The 19,097-nt window shown below is 49.7% G+C and carries 15 protein-coding genes; 1 reads left to right on the top strand and 14 read right to left on the bottom strand.

The window, feature by feature from the left end:
- Window positions 1-11 precede the first annotated feature (11 nt).
- The 12 genes from CKW09_RS08160 to galU form a co-directional block, all read right to left on the bottom strand.
- The gene (locus CKW09_RS08160) at window positions 12-1,205 is read right to left on the bottom strand and encodes an O-antigen ligase family protein (protein WP_095100078.1); all 1,194 of its coding nucleotides are present in this window, start codon (window positions 1,203-1,205) and stop codon (window positions 12-14) included.
- 110 nt (window positions 1,206-1,315) lie between these two features.
- Window positions 1,316-2,188 carry a glycosyltransferase gene (locus tag CKW09_RS08155; protein WP_231922131.1) on the bottom strand — a complete coding sequence of 291 codons (873 nt, stop codon included), beginning with the start codon at window positions 2,186-2,188 and terminating at the stop codon, window positions 1,316-1,318.
- Window positions 2,189-2,223: 35 nt separating this feature from the next.
- A complete protein-coding gene (gene rfbD / locus CKW09_RS08150; protein ID WP_095096622.1) occupies window positions 2,224-3,087 on the bottom strand; it encodes a dTDP-4-dehydrorhamnose reductase in 864 nt (287 codons plus the stop codon).
- Window positions 3,084-3,620 carry a dTDP-4-dehydrorhamnose 3,5-epimerase gene (rfbC, locus tag CKW09_RS08145; protein ID WP_061798481.1) on the bottom strand — a complete coding sequence of 179 codons (537 nt, stop codon included), beginning with the start codon at window positions 3,618-3,620 and terminating at the stop codon, window positions 3,084-3,086. Before rfbC ends, rfbD begins: the two co-directional genes overlap by 4 nt.
- Before the next feature lies 1 nt (window position 3,621).
- The gene (gene rfbA / locus CKW09_RS08140; protein WP_095096619.1) at window positions 3,622-4,491 is read right to left on the bottom strand and encodes a glucose-1-phosphate thymidylyltransferase RfbA; all 870 of its coding nucleotides are present in this window, start codon (window positions 4,489-4,491) and stop codon (window positions 3,622-3,624) included.
- A gap of 20 nt (window positions 4,492-4,511) precedes the next feature.
- The gene (gene rffG, locus CKW09_RS08135; protein ID WP_095100072.1) at window positions 4,512-5,576 is read right to left on the bottom strand and encodes a dTDP-glucose 4,6-dehydratase; all 1,065 of its coding nucleotides are present in this window, start codon (window positions 5,574-5,576) and stop codon (window positions 4,512-4,514) included.
- A gap of 26 nt (window positions 5,577-5,602) precedes the next feature.
- Window positions 5,603-7,036 (bottom strand): undecaprenyl-phosphate galactose phosphotransferase WbaP, encoded by a 1,434-nt coding sequence (gene wbaP / locus CKW09_RS08130; protein WP_095096616.1) that lies wholly within the window; start codon window positions 7,034-7,036, stop codon window positions 5,603-5,605.
- Between the two features lie 480 nt (window positions 7,037-7,516).
- Window positions 7,517-9,691, bottom strand: a complete 2,175-nt coding sequence (gene wzc, locus CKW09_RS08125; protein WP_095096613.1) for a tyrosine-protein kinase Wzc — start codon at window positions 9,689-9,691, stop codon at window positions 7,517-7,519.
- A gap of 17 nt (window positions 9,692-9,708) precedes the next feature.
- Window positions 9,709-10,143 carry an arsenate reductase/protein-tyrosine-phosphatase family protein gene (locus tag CKW09_RS08120; protein ID WP_095096610.1) on the bottom strand — a complete coding sequence of 145 codons (435 nt, stop codon included), beginning with the start codon at window positions 10,141-10,143 and terminating at the stop codon, window positions 9,709-9,711.
- Between the two features lie 18 nt (window positions 10,144-10,161).
- A complete protein-coding gene (locus CKW09_RS08115) occupies window positions 10,162-11,298 on the bottom strand; it encodes a polysaccharide export protein (protein ID WP_095096607.1) in 1,137 nt (378 codons plus the stop codon).
- A 311-nt stretch (window positions 11,299-11,609) separates the two neighbouring features.
- Window positions 11,610-12,503, bottom strand: coding sequence for a sugar phosphate nucleotidyltransferase (locus CKW09_RS08110; protein WP_061798468.1), 894 nt, complete (start codon window positions 12,501-12,503; stop codon window positions 11,610-11,612).
- Window positions 12,504-12,552: 49 nt separating this feature from the next.
- On the bottom strand, window positions 12,553-13,449 hold the full coding sequence (gene galU, locus CKW09_RS08105) for a UTP--glucose-1-phosphate uridylyltransferase GalU (RefSeq protein ID WP_061798466.1): 897 nt from the start codon (window positions 13,447-13,449) through the stop codon (window positions 12,553-12,555).
- A 639-nt stretch (window positions 13,450-14,088) separates the two neighbouring features.
- On the opposite strand from galU, the gene CKW09_RS08100 reads away from it, so the two are divergent.
- Window positions 14,089-15,675, top strand: a complete 1,587-nt coding sequence (locus CKW09_RS08100) for a TerC family protein (RefSeq protein WP_061798464.1) — start codon at window positions 14,089-14,091, stop codon at window positions 15,673-15,675.
- A gap of 27 nt (window positions 15,676-15,702) precedes the next feature.
- On the opposite strand, the gene dcuC is transcribed toward CKW09_RS08100, so the two are convergent.
- Both dcuC and asmA read right to left on the bottom strand, forming a co-directional pair.
- Entirely contained in the window at window positions 15,703-17,061 is a 1,359-nt protein-coding gene (gene dcuC / locus CKW09_RS08095; RefSeq protein WP_095096603.1) for an anaerobic C4-dicarboxylate transporter DcuC, read from the bottom strand.
- A 162-nt stretch (window positions 17,062-17,223) separates the two neighbouring features.
- On the bottom strand, window positions 17,224-19,059 hold the full coding sequence (gene asmA / locus CKW09_RS08090; RefSeq protein ID WP_061798460.1) for an outer membrane assembly protein AsmA: 1,836 nt from the start codon (window positions 19,057-19,059) through the stop codon (window positions 17,224-17,226).
- Window positions 19,060-19,097 lie beyond the last annotated feature (38 nt).

The raw sequence follows: 19,097 nt of genomic DNA, 5'->3' as shown, positions 1-19,097 counted from the left end.
CCACTTGACTATCATTTTTCTTTGTAGAAATCATCAACGAAATGGAATCTCGAGAAGAAGAATATAATAATCCCGCCTGAAGCACCGAATAAAAACGGGTTCACAGAACCAGATAATAACCAGATAGCAAAACACACTAATGGCATAATTAAATTCTTAACTCGTTTTTTACCATTGACATTTATAGCATTGGATAGACATGTAAATAAGAAAATCAAAAACAGAGTGCTGACACCTATTATTCCAAAATCCATAACCAATGACAAGGTTTGACTTTCATACAAATATGGCGTAGACGTTGACCGCAGTGCATTTGGTATATAATATCCCATTCCATGGCCGAGAAGAGGATGAGAAGATATTGCATTTAACAATGCATTGTTTTGGAATATACGCTCCTTGTCAGAAGCAGCATTTAAACTCTGATTATTCAGTCGGGAATCTATAAGTGCAAATATTACATCACCAAGCGGGGTAAAGAATAGTATTATTACGATGCCAACTATAGATAAAATCGATATCTTGACAATTTTTGAAAATGTAGCTTCTAATAATATAGCCAAGCCAATGAACAGAACACCTTGAGCCCAGAAAGATCTTGATAAGGTTAAAGCGAGAGAGATAACTAATAATATGAAAACGATCTTAGTATTAACCCCCCCCCTCCCAAGAATCATATCTTTCGTTATGAAATAAAGCATAAATGGAACTAGTGAATCCATGGGGATTTGTAGACGAGTGATGAATGTATCGCCGACACCCAACTTCATCATATTAATGTCCCAGACTTCTGTAATCCAGGTAATGATATCTAGCGAGCTAATCCCTGTGATCACAGAAAATATTATGATGAATATTTTCCCACATGCAATTAAGGAAAGACATATCTTTAAAGAATTATATATTATTTCCCTATTACTAATATCATAACGCCCACACTCAACCAAAAACAAGGCAACAATAACCGCAAGAAGAATATCCCTACCCTGACCCGATATATTTGCCAAATCATTATTCATTTGCATTGAATAAAGAGCCGCGACAACCAAGAATATTAAAAAAGGGATAATGGTTATAGTGAACTTGGCAAATATTTTCTTATGTGAAAACAAATAGCAGAGTATAGAAACAATAATTAATGGACTGCGTAGAACGAGCAAATATATTGTAGTTTTTATAAAGAAACTAGATTTTATTTTAGACATGGTTGCCATCATTAGGTTAACTCAAGAAGTATTATTTATTAGATGCCAAATATTAATAACAAAAACATTTATATATAATTATAACACTTCTTGATTCAGTTAGCACTGCCTTATCTGTTTATTAATTTCTTAACAATAAACTTCGGATTGAATTTTATAAAACTCCAGTAAGCAGCTCTTGGAATACCTACTTTTTTATCACTCATATCGATAAGAAATTGCATAAAATCTCTATCACTCCCCTGATACATGCTCTTATTTCTGTTTAACAAGTCCGTCAAAGAACGACTGAGGGGGTAACTTTTTGACACTCGCTCTTCGTTAATTGTATGATCATGATGCATTATATACTTCGATTCTTTCTTACGTAAAAAACCACCGTATTTATTCGCCAACCGTAACCAAGTATCCCAGTCTTGCAAGCGCTTAACTTCAGGATTGAAGCCACCAATGTCTCTTAATCGAGAGGTCAATGTAAATATCTGATTTGAAGCAACATTTTCGAAAAGAATCGATCTAAAATCGCTAAAGTATATATCCTTTTTTTTATTATAAAAGTTCTTTTGCTTCCCGTCTGCAAACCTCTCGATAAAATCACAACAAATGAATGAGTATTTATCATTCCAGCTATCTACTAAAAATCTTATTCTATCCGGTGTAAATTCATCATCGTCATCTAGCCCTGTAATAAAGTGCCCTGTAGCCTTGAATATACCCAAATTCCTTGTTGCACAGGCGCCTTTATTTTCCTCATTACGCAGATAGATAATATCCGAATCACTTTCTGCCAGACTTTCCATAAAACTTTTCGTTTCATCCGTAGAAGCATCATCGCAAACAATCAGTTCTATATTTTTATAATCTTGTTCTTTTACAGAACGAATAGCTCGCTTAAGTCGCTCTAACCGATTGAACGTCGAAATATAAACACTCACCTTTGGCAAATTATCCATAAAACTCCCATTTTTATCACGATTGCCCATACCCACCCCAAGACATACCATTTACTCAAAAGAAATTATTTATTCTTAATTTCATTTAAAACATATCTCAGACTATCAGAAACACTAACGCTACGAATGCCCTGTTCAGATATCTTGCTCTTTGATAAAATTGAATACTTTGGCCTTGCCGCTGGTGTTTTATAATCTTCAGTAGTGATTTTTTTCACTACAATATTCTTATCAATTAGCTTGGCATCGTTCGCATACTCGAATATTCTTTCTGCGAAATCCGCCCAGTTCATTTCATCTGATCCGCAATAATGATAAATACCACCTTTGACGTTCGCCGATAGCAAGCTAATAATTGCAGATGCAATATCTCCGGCATAGGTCGGGCAACCGTACTGGTCGGCAACCACCCCCAAGGTGTCGCGATCATTAGCCAACCGCAGCATGGTTTTCACAAAGTTATTGCCATACTCACTGAATACCCAAGCGGTGCGAATAATGATGGCTTCGGGCTGTACACCGGCGACGGCAATCTCACCATCCAGCTTGGTTTTACCGTAAACGCCCAGCGGGTTCGTTGCATCGGTTTCAACATAAGGCGTCGTCGCCGTGCCGTCGAAAACATAGTCAGTCGACACATGCACCAGGCGCGCGCCAACGTCGTTGGCTGCCAACGCCAAATTTTTGGGGCCAGTCTCGTTGATCAGAGCCGCCAATTCGCGGTCACTCTCTGCTTTATCTACTGCGGTATATGCAGCGGCGTTAACGATAACGTTCGGTTCAAATTGCGCGACCGCCTGTTTAACTTTGGCTAAATCGGTAATATCGAGCACGTCCGAGTCCGTAGCCCAGACTTCCCAACCCTGCGGCAAACGATCCTGGAAGCAGCTGCCCAGCTGCCCTTTAGAGCCCGTCAGCAATACCTTCATTTGGCCAACTCCTTAAACAACTTACCGACTTTATCTTTCTCAGAAAGCAGTGGATTATCAATTGGCCATTCGATACCAACTTCAGGATCGTTCCACAGCAGACAACCTTCATGCGCCGGGTTGTAGTAATCCGTGCATTTATATTCGAAATCGGCAATATCGGAAAGAACCACGAAACCATGTGCCAAGCCTGGCGGGACCCAAAATTGCGTCTTGTTCTCTTCCGACAGAATGACGCCTTCCCAGGCGCCGTAGGTCGGTGAATCCGGACGAATATCGACGGCCACATCGAAAACTTCGCCGCGGACTACGCGAACCAGCTTACCTTGCGGATTTACTTTTTGAAAATGCAAGCCGCGCAACACGCCTTTGGCGGAACGCGAATGGTTGTCCTGAACAAAATCAAGATCGATATTCAGCATTTCTTGGTAGCGTTTTTTCTCGAAGGTTTCCAGGAAGAAACCGCGCGCATCACCGAAGACCTTAGGCTGAATAATTTTTACGCCTTCAATTTTTGTGTCGATAACCTGCATATCACTTGTCCCCGATCAAATGAGCAAGATACTGCCCATAAAGTGTCTTACTGAGCAATTTTGCTTCTTCCGCTACCTGTTCACGCGAAAGCCACCCTTTGCGGAATGCAATCTCTTCCAGGCACGCCACTTTGAAACCCTGACGTTTCTCAATGGTATGAATGAATTGCGATGCTTCAATCAGGCTGTCGTGTGTCCCGGTATCCAGCCAGGCAAAACCGCGCCCCAGCAGTTCTACATTCAAATTACCTTGATCCAGATACATCTGGTTCAACGTGGTAATTTCCAGCTCACCGCGGTGGGAAGGCTTAACCTGCTTGGCCATATCCACGACATTGTTGTCATAGAAGTACAGGCCGGTAACCGCCCAGTTGGACTTGGGCACCTTAGGTTTTTCTTCAAGAGATAAGGCCCGGAATTGCTCGTCAAACTCAACAACACCAAACCGTTCAGGATCCATAACCTGATAACCGAAAACGGTAGCACCTTCATTACGGGCTACTACGCTTTCCAATTTTGCACCGAAACTTTGGCCAAAATAGATATTGTCACCCAGAACCAGAGCGCAGCGCTCACCGTTGATAAACTCTTCGCCAATCAGGAAAGCTTGAGCCAGCCCATCTGGACTTGGTTGGATTTCATAGCTCAGTCTGATGCCAAAACGGCTGCCATCTCCAAGTAAGCGCTGGAAAGAGGGCATATCCTCTGGCGTTGAGATAACCAGAATGTCCCGAATGCCGGCTAACATCAGCACCGAAATTGGATAATAAACCATCGGTTTATCATAAATAGGCAGCAATTGTTTAGATACACCACGAGTGATTGGGTATAAACGTGTGCCGGAGCCCCCCGCTAATACAATACCTTTCATTTTCTACTCCTAACTTAATATTAACGGGCCTGACCTAAGCGCTCACCAGCATATGAACCATCTTTAACTCGGCTCCACCACTCTTCATTCGCCAGATACCATTCTACCGTTTTTTTAATACCGCTCTCAAACGTCTCTTGAGGCTTCCAACCCAGCTCTCGCTCAATTTTTGAAGCATCAATCGCGTAACGAATATCGTGGCCAGGACGGTCAGTGACATAGGTAATCAAGTCTTCATATTGCCCCACGCCTGCCGGTTTGTTTGGCACCAACTCATCCAACAAGCGGCAAATTGTTTGCACCACTTCGATATTTTTACGCTCGTTATGGCCACCGATGTTGTAGGTCTCCCCCACTTCCCCCTCTGTGACAACTTTATATAGCGCACGGGCATGGTCTTCTACATACAGCCAATCACGAATTTGTGCGCCATTGCCATAAACCGGTAAGGATTTGCCATCCAGTGCGTTAAGGATGATCAGCGGGATCAATTTTTCCGGGAAATGATAAGGACCATAGTTGTTGGAACAGTTGGTGACTATGGTTGGGAAACCGTAGGTACGCAGCCACGCGCGAACCAGATGGTCGCTGGACGCTTTAGAAGCGGAATACGGGCTGCTTGGGGCATACGGCGTGGTCTCGGTAAACAGGTCATCGGTACCATGCAAGTCGCCATAGACTTCATCGGTAGAAATATGATGGAAACGGAATGCCTTTTTCCCGTCCGCATCCAGCGTATTCCAATATTGACGCGCCGCTTCCAGGAGAGTGTAAGTACCCACAATATTGGTTTCAATAAATGCGGCGGGGCCATCAATAGAACGGTCTACGTGGCTTTCTGCAGCCAGATGCATCACTGCATCTGGTTTAAATTCACTAAAGATGCGGTCCAGTTCTGCACGATTGCAAATATCGGCATGTTCAAATGTATAACGCTCGCTGTCTGCAATCGTTTTTAACGACTCGAGATTCCCTGCATAGGTCAGGCTATCCAGAACCAAGATCTCATCCGCGGTATCGTTAATAATATGGCGAGCCACAGCAGACCCAATAAACCCGGCACCGCCGGTAACGATAATTTTCATAGCACCCTCAATATCCATTATATTATTTAATATGCGCCATCTCTTTTTAATACCACATTGATGGTTTTGAAAAGAATTGCAATATCATTCCATAGGGACCAATTTTTAACATACCATGCATCAAAATATACACGGGTATCATAGTCCACATCGTTTCTTCCGCTGACCTGCCAAAGACCTGTCATTCCAGGTTTTGCCATCAGGTAGTAATCAACATCGCCGGCATAGCGCTCTAATTCTTTTTCGATTACCGGACGCGGCCCCACCAAACTCATTTCGCCCTTCAGTACGTTAAAGAGTTGCGGTAACTCATCTAAACTGGTTTTTCGAATGAATTTACCGACTCTGGTAATGCGAGGGTCATTTTTGAGTTTAAAATCTTTGTCCCATTCGGCTCGCGCTTCAGGATCATTTTCTAATAGTTGCTTGAGTACTTCTTGCGAATTCATCACCATAGAACGAAACTTTAAGCATTTGAACTTATTACCGTCACGGCCGACACGTTCATGACCATAGATCGCCTTACCACCATCTTTAGAAACCAGATAAGCCAGAATGGCCAAAATTGGGGACAGTAAAAGTATAATGGATACCGAGCCGATAATATCGAATGTTCTTTTCAAAAAACGCGAGGTTCTTTTGGCCAGGCTATTACTCACTCGCAGTATCATTACTTCATGACTAAAAATGAACGACATGTCCGTTCCATATAATGGAACGCCGCGAAGTGTTGGGATAACGGAAACCGAACGGCAGTGATGCTTTGCAAGTTTTTTAAGCCACTCATCACGCAATGCATGCTCATCGAACTCCAATGCCACGATGAACTGAGTCGTTTCAGGATCGCTCTGCTGCCACAATTCTTTCTCATCACAGATAACGGGTTTTCCCAGCAATTCTTTTTCGCACTGTTTACCACTGGAGAAGAAACCGCAAATTGCGAATCCTAAAACTTCTTCGCTCTGCAAGGCCGCGTAAGCATCGCAAGCATTCTTGCCGGAACCGATGATAATCGTATGTTTCTGCCACATCCCGAGTTTGTTTAGCAGGCGTTTTGTTATTGCCCGCGCCAACGGTACCAATATCAGGGCCAGGGTCCAGGTCAATATCCAGACGTAACGCGAAAACTGCCATTTAGAGAACGCCACTAAAGCAAGATCGCATACCGCAAATATCAATAAGGTGCGAAATATTTCTTTTAATTCAAACCAAAAAGGCTTTCGATATGTGTAATGGCGTAACCTGACCCAAAACCATCCGACACATAACACGGCCAGCATGACATGGGTCAGAAAACGAGCTGACATCTCTGATTCAGGAATGAATTCATCGATGTTAGCACCAAACAATCCGATTAACTTTACGGCAATAACTAAAGACAGCGTAAAAAACACAAAGTCAGATAATGCCAATATAAGTTTTACAATATTCGTTTTTTTTGAGTAACTGAGCGCACTCATAGAATTATCCTTTATTAGTAGGACTGTTAATCCGAGACACTATCCCGATATCTTAATATGTATGCTTAGCTTACACATCCACCTGTCTGGAGTTCTTAAATTTCGGCCAAATAACATCCCACTATCTTAGTAAAGTTATTAATTTATTCGAAAAGTCTGAATAATGGGTCCACATAAGAATACTCTCACACTTCTCCCGCGCATGTAAAAACACAGGTTTGAAATATTTATTTAATTAACTGAAGTACCTTTTACCAGAAACAATATCTAAATTAACTCCAGTAAACAATACAATCACAATCAATGTTAATTATTGGAATAACCATATAGTTACTCACTCTAATTTCTATGCGGTTATGGTTTATTTTGCAAAGAGTACTAGTCAAAAGTCATATGATTTTGCGAGGGATTTTTTGCAGGAAACCAACTTTATCAAAGCGGCTTATCATTCCAGATAAGCCGCTAAAATAAGGTTATATTTTATTCTTTTGATTTATAGCTATATTCATAGTAATCATAGCCATAGCTGTAATAATTAGATGCCTTTCTCACCACAGCATTGAGTATCACGCCTTTAATATCAATGCCATTCTGCTCAAACCTGCGAACGCTCACCTCGACTTCTTTCGGGCTGTTCAACTCGAACCTGGCCACCAACAACGAGGTGCCCGCAAGTTTGCCGATGATCGCCGCATCGGTCACCGCCAGAATTGGTGGGGTATCGACCAATACCAAATCGTAATGTTCAGATGCCCAGGCCAACGCCTCTTCAAAACGTCTATGCATTAACAGCTCTGACGGGTTTGGCGGGATTTGCCCACGAGAAATAAAGTCAAAAACGTTGTTATCAGTATTCTGTATAGCCTCATTAATGGCCATCTTCCCGGATAATACGTCTGAGAGCCCTCTTTTCCCGTCTGCACCGAGTAACTCATGCGCATAACCTTTACGCATATCGCTGTCGATCAGCAGCACCCGTTGGCCCGTTTGTGCCACAACGGCTGCCAGGTTGGCACTAATGAATGTTTTACCGATGCCCGGGCTGGCGCCAGAGATCATTAACACATTATTCTTAGCTTCCATCATGGCGAAATGCAGGCTGGTGCGCAGGCTACGAATTGCTTCTACCGCCAGATCGGCAGGGTTGCCAAAGGCCAGCAATGAATTGGCGTCAGCGTTTCGCTTCTTGCCACCCATTTTAGACTGCAGTTCAATATCCTGTTTACGCTGCCATTCTGAAAGTGGCACGCTCGCATAAACGTTGATACCCAATGCTTCCAGCTGTTCAGGACTTTCAATACCACGATGCAGATAAGTCCGTGCCAACACGTAACCGCAGGACACCAAACCACCCAAGACCAGGCTCAGGAACAGAATGACCGCTTTACGCGGCTGCACAGGTTTATCAGCTGTCATTGAACGGTCGACGATGCGCACGTTACCAATGGTACTGGCTTTGGAAATATTCAGCTCCTGCTCACGATTAAGCAATTGCATATAGACTTCTTTGCCAGAATCCACGTCTCGACTCAAACGTACAACTTCCTGTTGAGTTTCAGGCATGGTGTTCACCCGCTTGTTTAAACGTTCCCTTTCTTCTTCAAGCGTTTTACGCTTTTCGAGCAAAGAACGATACGCAGGGTGTTCCTTGGTATACAACTTAGAAATGTCGGCTTCTTTGAAGGTCAACTCATTCAACTGACCTTCTACGGAAACAATACTGTCGAGTATCGATTTGGCTTCCATCGACAGGTCAACAGAGTCTTTCTGCTGACGATAGCGACTCAATTTATCTTCGGCTGTATCCAAAGCCTCACGAACTTTCGGCAACTGCATCCGCAGGAATACCAGACTTTTGGCATCCTCTTCTGACTTGCGTTCAATGTTTTGCTCAAGATAGTTACGCGTAATGCTGTCTAAAATCTTTTGGATCAGAACCGGGTCATCCCCTGTCAGGGTCAAACCTAAAACGCCGGTATCTTTACCTTGGTCAACAACGTCATACTGTTGAGTCAGCTGATTAACGACTGACAAGAAGGTTCTGGCCGTAATGGTGAAGTCGGTGCCAGGTTCAGCAACAATGTCACTGACCAGAATTGAGACGCCCTTGTTCTCGGCAAATACGCCAACCTTGCCTTTAAACAGCTCGTCACCATCTTTGCTGATAGTGTAATCAGTCGGGCTGTCTACCGTCAGGGTCAACGAAGGGGAATCCCAACTTTTCGGTACGCTAAACTTGGTTACCGCCAATTTTCCCGGGTCGTTATGCATCAAACGCGCTAAACCGCGGCCGAAGATGGGGAAGTAATTCTGTTGGATTTCCGTCGTCAAGTTCAAATCTTCTATTGTCTTCCCGAGAATCATTCGGGACTTCAATAATTCAATTTCCGGCGCTGACTGCGGCTGACCCGAAGGCAACATCTGGTTGATGTTGCTTAATAGCTTGTTGCCTACGTTTTGCTCAACCTGAACAATCGCATTCGCACTGTAGATCGGCGTTGCGAACAGGCAATATATAATGCCGAAGGTAAGAAAAATTGCCGTAACACCAATAATCAACCAGCGATTGTCAATCAGCTCTCCGACTAAACGACCGATATCCAGTTCATCCGAACTGTCACCCTGCGACACACTTACTCTATTCTTATCTGCCATTGGTAATCCTGATTGACTTAGCGGCTTAAAGCTTGAGCCCATTTTTGGGCTGATTTATCAAGAAGCTCATATACAAACTCGAAGGCTTCGCGGGATTTCCTGTAGGGGTCGGCAATTTCTCGCTGCGCGAGCCAATGCCCATACAGCATGGTTTTTCCCCTGACCTCAGGCGCCAAACGGCAGACGGAATCAATATGCTCTTTCTCCATCACCAGAATCAGATCGTACTCGCGACACATTTTTGCCGTCAGCTGTTGCGCCTGGTGCCCGTCGAGTGAGGTTCCTCGCTCTATCGCGACCTCAGCTGCGGTTGCATCTGCCGGCTTATCGACCAAAGCACCCAATCCCGCCGAAGAGATTTTTTTGTTTGGCAGCAAATTCTTCAATAAACGCTCCCCCGTAGGGGAGCGACAGATATTGCCAACACAAACAACCAATATCGAATTAAACATATAGTTACCTATCTACACCTACGGCCAATTGCGGATACGCAATGTACCTTCACTGAGATTATTGAAACCATTGATTGTCGGCACCAGTTGGCTGATGACACGGTTCCAACGAACGACAGGTGCAGTTGTTACATAAACGATATCGTATGGTTGCAGATGGAACTCCGTGCCCATAACCATGGCTGCCGCATCTGAGGCATTGAGCTGATAAATGTTCGCCAGTTTGCTGCCTTCGGTACCGTGTAACGGACGAATAACAAAGACGCCCGTCGCATCGGAGGCCAATTGATCGATACCCTCCGCATTGCCCAAGGCCTCGGTCAACGTCATGCCGCTGCGGTCCATTTTCAGGGTGGTCTGTTTCTTAACTTCCCCCATAACGAACACTTTCAGATCGTCGTTACGCGGGATATAAAGGATATCACCGGGGTACAGCAGCTGGTTCTGCGTCAGATCGCCTTTTTGCATCAGCGCCTGCAAAGAAATGCGTCGTTCCTTGCCGTTGTGCGTCAACACCACGTTGCGCCAATCTGCATTTTCAGACAGGCCACCGGCGGCGTTGATGGCATCCATCACGGTAAGGGGCACGTTGGTGATTGATTGCTGGCCCGATTTCGACACCTCACCGGTGACATAGGCTTTTTGCGAGCGGAATGCCGCCACGCTGACATCAACCTGCGGGCTTTCGATAAACTGCGCCAAGCGGTTGGAAATCTCACTGCGTACCTGCGACAAGGTCTTCCCGGCCACTCTCACCTTACCGATGTAAGGGTAGAATATCGTGCCGTCGGAGTTAACCCAGTTGCCGGTATCGCTGGCGCTGCGGTACTGGCCGGCTGGCGTCGTCAATTCGGGGTGATCCCAAACGGTCACCATCAGCACGTCGCCAATGCCGATCCGGTACTCGTAATTCTGTAACTCACGTTCCAACGCAGGGTTGGCCTGGGCCACAACGGCATCAGGTCGCATTTTGTCAACCAGGCTTGGCGTCAGCGGATAAATATTTACCAACTTATCGAGATCGTAATCACTATCCTGTTGCTTGACAACGTCTTTTCCACTGGTTGAAAGGTGGGTGCCAGGGATGATCGTACAACCGCTGATCACACTAATCGATACCAAGAGTGGTATCAGTTTCCATTGTTTTTTTGCCATCGAGTTATCATCACTTTCAAAGTAAATATGTTTGCTGTGCCAAGTCCTCTGCCAACCATGGCGCTATCGCAGCACTCAGCAAAAAATTGAGCGTCCGTAAAAGCTTCACAAATGCGTTGTCAACGTATTTCATTTAGCATCCATTGAGACCAGACTTGCTATCGTATAGTGCCGTTATGTATACGACTTCGCTTCGCACACAGCATCCCCCTATAATAGCCCGAGGTGATGGCGATATGCGAACTCGTTAAATCAATGCCAACCTGGCCATAACTATAAAGCTTATTCCCTATTATGTCAGAATAAACTTATTACAACGCCAGCCTTTCGGCCCACTCGCGGAATGCTTTACCTTGGGTTGGGTGGCGTAAACCATAAGTGACAAACGCTCGCAAATAACCCATTTTTTCGCCGCAGTTAAAGGACTCCCCCACCAATTCAGTCGCGTCAACCGGCTGCTGCTTGAGCAGTTCGGCGATCGCATCCGTCAGCTGGATGCGTCCCCATGCGCCTGGCTCTATTTTTTCCAGAATCGGCCAGATATCCGCAGAGAGGACATAGCGTCCCACGGCGGAAAAATTGGATTTGAGCTGAATCTCACGACCGGGTTTCTCAATAATTGAAGTCATACGCGAGCTCTCGCCCGGCTGCAGCGAAGGGTTTTCGCACTCCACTACGGAGTAATCGTGAAGTACATTTTCGTCTGCGGTCTGAACCAGCACCTGACTCTGCCCGGTTTGTTCGAAGCGAGCAATCATATGAGGAAGGTTATCCTTTCTCAAGTCGGCTTTCGCATCATCCAGTAAAACATCCGGTAACACCACCACAAATGGCGAATCGCCCACCAGCGGTTTAGCGCAGAGTACCGCATGTCCCAGGCCTTTGGGTTGGCCCTGGCGAATATGCATCAGCGTCACGCCTTTTGGCGTAATCGACTGCACTTCCTCCAGCAATTGGCGCTTCACTCGCGCCTCGAGCATCGCTTCGAGCTCAAAAGAGGTATCAAAGTGGTTTTCGATGGCATTCTTGGATGAATGCGTCACCAGAATGATCTCTTTGATCCCCGCAGCGACGCACTCATTGACAATGTACTGAATCAACGGCTTATCGACGATCGGCAACATTTCTTTTGGAATAGCCTTGGTTGCCGGCAACATACGCATGCCTAAACCGGCAACAGGGATGACCGCTTTCAACTTCGTCATGGTAGTCCTCATTCAATCTTGTGATCGTTTTAAGCCGTAATAGCCTAACTTACTTGCTCAGTGTCTGCTTCAGCCACTGGCTGAAACCTTCACCTTCAGAGCTGTGGCGCAATCCATATTGCACAAAGGCTTTCATATAGCCAAGCTTGTCGCCACAGTCATGGGATTTACCGCTCATATGGAATGCTTCAACCGTTTCTTCATCCATCAGCATGGCGATGGCGTCGGTGAGCTGGATTTCGTCGCCCGCACCCGGCGGGGTTTTCTCGAGCAGCGGCCAGATATCGGCGGAAAGCACATAGCGGCCGACCACGGCCAGATTGGAAGGCGCATCTTCACGCGCCGGTTTTTCAACCACGGCGGTCATGGAGGTGCTTTCACCCGCGGCAAGCGGCACGCCACCGCAGTCCACCACGCCGTATTTGGAAACGTCCTGCTCCGGCACCGGCTCAACCATAATCTGGCTGTAACCCGTTTCACCAAAGCGTTGGATCATCTTGGCCAGGTTCTCTTTACGCAAATCCGCCGTTGAATCATCCAGCAGCACGTCCGGCAGCAGCACCACAAAAGGTTCATCGCCGACCATCGGCTTGGCGCACAGCACCGCATGCCCCAACCCTTTCGCCTGGCCCTGCCGCACCTGCATCACCGTCACGTCCGGTGGGCAAATGCTTTGCACTTCCGCCAGCAGCTGGCGTTTAACGCGCGACTCAAGCACCGCTTCCAACTCAAAGGAGGTGTCAAAGTGGTTCTCGATCGCATTTTTCGACGAGTGGGTGACCAACACGATGTCTTTGATGCCGGCCGCGACGCATTCGCTGACGATGTACTGAATGAGCGGTTTATCGACCACCGGCAACATTTCTTTAGGGATTGCCTTGGTTGCAGGCAACATGCGGGTTCCCAACCCCGCTACAGGGATCACAGCCTTAAGTCTTTTCTGCATTTTTCCATCCACAAGCAAATTACTGATGATGCAGCTGCGCCAATTCAGGGCAGGTTCGCGATGTGCATGAGAATGCATCGGACACGCTACCGCCCTTGGCTTGCAGCTACCAAAGCACTGTTAGTGACTTTCCTGTGCGCAATCGTATGAATTTCAATCACGCCGTTATGTAAACTGCAGCTCGTACCACAACACATCTGATGTATCGGTCACAAAACAATAAAAAAAACTGTGTCTTTATAACCAAACGATGTTAGTTGTTACCGTTTATATGGCTAAGATTCTTATACTATTGGCCTATCGATACAAGCCTTAGATACCCGTGGCTGGCTGTTTTCAGAATAAGACTACTAACGCTTACGGCTTATACTCATGGTAGCATAGCAAATAATATGCAACTTATTGATTTTATTGGTTTTTGCCTTTCCGCTTCTTTTGTGAACGCCGTAATGTCCTTCGCCTGACTTGTCTTTTTTCCGGCATATCTAGCTAATTTACGCGTGTTATTATGCTGATTTGAAGTGTCTTTCCGCGCCCCTCGCTTCCCGCAGCCCGCCTATAAAAGTTGAATTTTCCCGCCGCAGCACCCATCATTCCTGAGCGGCATAAGCCGTCGAACTTACAGGTGAAATTGGGCGTATGGAATGGATCGCAGATCCAACAATTTGGGCCGGCCTGGCCACTCTGGTCGTGCTGGAAATCGTTCTGGGTATAGACAACCTTATCTTCATCGCCATCCTGGCGGAAAAATTACCTAAACAACAAAGAGATAAGGCCCGTGTCGTCGGCCTGTTGCTGGCATTGCTGATGCGGCTGGTGCTGCTGGCGTCCATTTCCTGGCTGGCCACGCTCACCAAACCCTGGTTCATCGTCGCCGAACACCCGTTCAGCGGCCGCGATCTCATTATGCTGGTCGGCGGGGTATTCCTGCTGTTCAAGGCCACCATGGAGTTGAACGAACGGCTGGAAGGCAAGGATGAAGAGCAGCAGGGGCCGCGCAAAGGCGCCCGGTTCTGGCCGGTGGTGGCGCAGATCGTGGTGCTGGATGCCGTCTTCTCGCTCGACTCGGTGATCACCGCGGTCGGCATGGTCGATCATTTGGCGGTGATGATGATCGCGGTCTGTATCGCCATCGGTCTGATGCTGCTGGCCAGCAAGCCCTTGACCCGCTTCGTTAACGGCCACCCCACCATCGTCATCCTGTGCCTGAGCTTCCTGCTGATGATCGGCTTCAGCCTGGTCGCCGAAGGCTTCGGCTACCACATACCCAAGGGCTACCTGTACGCGGCGATTGGCTTCTCGGTGATGATCGAAGCGCTGAACCAGCTGGCGCAGTTTAATCGCCGGCGCTTCCTGTCCAAGGTGCGGCCGCTGCGCGAACGCACCGCCGAGGCGGTGCTGCGCATGCTGAGCGGCAAGCATGAAGAGGCGGAAGTGGACAGCCACTCCGCCAATCTGCTGGCCGACAGCGCCAACGAAAGCGGCGAAATTTTCAATCAGCAGGAACGGCATATGATCGAGCGCGTGTTGGGCATGGCGCAGCGCACGGTCAGCAGCATCATGACCTCGCGTCACGATGTGGAATATCTCGAGCTGAACGATCCGCAGGAAAAGCTGACGCAGCTGCTGGAGAAAAACCAGCATACGCGCATCGTGGTGGTGGAAAACAGCGCCAGCGACGAGCCGCTGGGGGTTATCCATACCATTGACGTGCTCAAGCAACAGCTGGCGCAGGCGCCGCTGGATTTGCGCGCGCTGGTGCGTCAACCGCTGATCTTCCCCGAACAGTTGACGCTGCTGAGCGCGCTGGAACAGTTCCGCCAGGCGCAGACGCACTTCGCGTTCGTGGTGGACGAGTTCGGTTCAGTCGAGGGCATAGTGACCTTGACCGACGTCATGGAGACCATCGCCGGCAACCTGCCGGAAGCCGGCGAGGAGGTCGACGCGCGGCATGACATTCAGCAGAACGAAGACGGCAGCTGGACCGCCAACGGCTATATGCCGCTGGAAGATCTGGTGCTGTATCTGCCTCTGCCGTTGGAAGAGAAACGGGAATATCATACGCTGGCCGGCCTGTTGATGGAGCACAGCCAGCGCATCCCGCAGGAGGGGGAGCAGCTGCGGATCGGCGACTACCTGTTCGAACCCCTGGAGGTCAGCAGCCACCGCATCCAGAAGGTGAAAATCACCCCGCTGTCGCGGCCGGCCGCCGATTACGAAGTCTGACAGGTGCCGGGCATCGCCCGGCCGCCATTACGGATGCTGCGGAACCAGCAGCTCCGTCGCCACAATCACCACGATCAAACCGACTATCACCGGCACCGACGTGCGTTTCACCACCTCAAAGGGTGAAATTTTCGCCATGCCGGACACCGCCACCACCACGCCGGAAACCGGCGACAGCGTGCGCCCCAGGTTGGAAGCCTGCAGCATCGGGATCACCAGATAAGCCGGGTTGACGCCCATTTGCGCCGCCAGTTTGGGGATCAGCTCCACAAAGGCGTAGAAAGGGGCATTGCCGGAACCGGTCGTCATCGCCGCCAGCATGGTAATCACCACCAGCACCAGCATCATAATCAGGCCGCCGGTGCCAAACGACTGGGCCAGGCCGATCAGGCCGCTGATAAAGCCGACGGTGCTCAACCCCTGGGCGAATACGCCCGCCGCCACCAGCAGCATCACCACGCTGGCGAAGGCATCCGCCATGCCGCGGTAGGCCACTTCCAATCCGCTGAATACCTGTTTGGCGCTGAAGCTGCGCGCGAACTCGATCAGCGCCGCCAGCAGCATGCAGCCGACCAGCACCGTAATGATATGCAGCTCCGGCCCCCACTTGCCGTCGAATACCAGCACGCCGAGGATCGGGGTAAACGGCAAAATGGCGTAGAAGCCCGGCGCATGCGTGGTGATTTCGCTGACGTCCATGATGTGATGCTGTTCATCGTTCTTTCTGTCGAGGTGGCGCTGCCAGAAATAATGCGCGACCGCCATGCAGACGATGGCCGCAATCGAGATCGGCAAGGTGGTTTTAAAGGCGAAATCGACCAGCGGCATCTCCGCCGCCTTGGCGGCCAGCACCACGTCGCCCGAGGTGGGCGCCAGAATAATGGCGGCCGGTGAGGCGCAAATGGCGGCCGCGGCGCCGCGGCTGATGCCGACGTTAACCATCAGCGGGAACAGCGTCGCCATCAGCAGCACCCCCAGTCCGGTGGCGGAAGACACCGCCAACGACATCAGGCAGGCGACAAAGTAGGCCGCCACCATCAGCAGATAGGGGGAGTTGATCATCTGCAGCGGCCGCGAAGCCAGCTTCACCACCACGTCGTTGGCGCCGATATGCGTCATGTACGCGGCGAATCCGCACAGCATCATGATCATCATGCCAAGGTCGCCGCCGCGGCTCATCAGCAGGATTTTGACGTACTCGATGATATCGGTGGCGCTCCAGCCGGTCGAGGTCGCGCCGGCCGGCAGCAGCCTTTTCCCCATCAGGGCGCTGATGGCCAGCAACAGCAGGCCGCCCACCAGCAGAACCCCGGTCGCCGAATAGCCTTTGATGATATAGCGGCCAACGCCGGCCGCCACTGCGGCGCCAATCAGAAGTTCTATCATATTTCCTCAGCTTGTTCGTTCTTTCGCGCGTGAGCGCATCATGAGGCGCTACTCTGCACAATCTCGGCGCGGGCGGTCATGACCTTCATCAAGGTAACGTCAGGAAATTATTGGCGGGCGACCCCCAGGCGATGCGGGCCGCAAAGGCCCGCATCCGGGCGGTTAAAGCTTATCGAGCAGTTTTTTCAGGTCCTGGCCTTCGCGCGATTCCTTGTTCTTTTCGGCCCATTTGTTCAACGCATCCTTGGCCCGGTTCTGCAGCGTCTTGCGCAGCACCTGATCGACCTGCAGCTGATAGTTAAGCTGGTTCCATGGGCCATATACCCGTAACGGGATCGGCGTTTTCTGCAGCTGCTCGATCAGTTCGCCGCGCCCCTGCCAACCGCCGGTCACCCGTACGTTGAGCGCCATGTCGCACTGCTTGCCCGGCATATCGACGGTGCCGCCGCCGTTCAGATTCAGCAGCGAAGACTCCGCGTTCATCTCGCTGATTTTGACCGTCCCCTGCGCCAGGCTGGCCTGCGCCGCCAGCTGTTTAACCTCGGTATAACGCGGATATTGGTCCTGCCCGCGCACGCTGGCGTCGTTGCGCGCCACCGCCTGCTGAATCAGCTGCTGAATATTCAGGCCGTGCAGCTGCGCGTCCTGCATCGCCAAGCGGGCGGTGCCGCGCCAACGATGTTCAAAAGACTGCGCCGTCAGGCGATCGCCGGTCAGCTCCCCTTGCAGGCTGAACTTGCCGGTCATCACCTGCGGCATGTCAAAGGCCTTGAGCACCGTGCCCAGTTCAACCTGCTTCACCACCGGCTGCACCGCGATAACCGGTTTGGCGCCGCGCGCATCCAGCGAGCCGGGCAGAGAGAAATCCCCGCCGGCCACCTGGCCCGAAAGTTTATGCAGCGTCAACAGCCCATGCTGGTTGTCGGCCTGAACGTCTAGTTGGGCGATGCTCAGGCCGCGATAGGTCAGTTGGGCGGCCTGCAGATTGAGCTGCGCATTGAAATCGTGCAGCGCGTCGAGATTTTGTTGCCGATCGTCCGCCTGGCTGGCGATCACCGGCGCGAAGGTCATCGTCTGGCGCTGTTCCGGCGAGCCGGCGCTGGACTGCCAGCCGGAGAGCGCATCGAGATCGAGATGGGACGACGTCAGATTCAGCACGTAGGTGGGGATGTCATCCAGGCTGGCGCTGACATCGCCGGCAAACTGGCTGTCATTGGCGCTGACGTTCAGTTGGTTGAGCGCGATTTTCCGCGGCGTTTGCTGATAGGCCACCTCGGCGCTGCCCTCGCCTTTGATGCCGCCGTTCAGGATGTCGGCGCCCGCCAGCTGGTAATTGAACCGGGTCACCTTAGCGCCGATCTGGCGTGGGTATTGCTGCAGATCGATATCGGCCGCCAGGGTGAAGGTCAAATCGCGCTGATCGCGATTCACCCGGCTGGACAGCTCCATCTGCGCCTGACGCTTGTCATTTTGCTGCAGGCTGAGGTTGATGTCCCTGACGTTGATCTGCTCGTTATCGGCCCGCTGCCAAATCAGCAGGCTGTCCACCACCCGCAGATTATCGATGTCGAATTTCCACGGCGTGTCCACGGACTCGCCGCCTTTGCCGGCCGGCGCGATGGGCGCGTCGACGTTGGATTGCTCTTCGCTGTCCGGGGTGAGGCGAACGACGGCGTTCTTCAGCATCACCTGTTTGACAAACAGCTGGTGCGACAACAGCGGCAACAGCTTGACGTCGAGGCGCATGTTGTCAGCGCTCACCACCGGCGCCTGGGCGCCCGGCGCAGTCAGCGTCATACGGCCGGCCAAAATGCTCAACTGCGGCCAGATGTGCCAGCGCAGGTCGCCTTCGAGCGTCAGCTGATAACCGCTTTTCTGCTCGACCTTCTTGACCATATAAGCGCGAAAATCATTCGGATTCACCAACAGCACCAGCGCGGACATTCCCGCAACCAACACAACCAGCAAAATCACCAATGTCGTCAGTAGTCTTCTCATGCCACCCTCTTGTCAGCGCCACAGCGGCCGTGCTTGCG

It is taken from the genome of Serratia ficaria (genome assembly GCF_900187015.1).
Lineage (GTDB): Bacteria > Pseudomonadota > Gammaproteobacteria > Enterobacterales > Enterobacteriaceae > Serratia > Serratia ficaria.
Note: the sequence above shows the minus strand (reverse complement) of the source record. Positions and strands in the feature narration are given on the sequence as shown.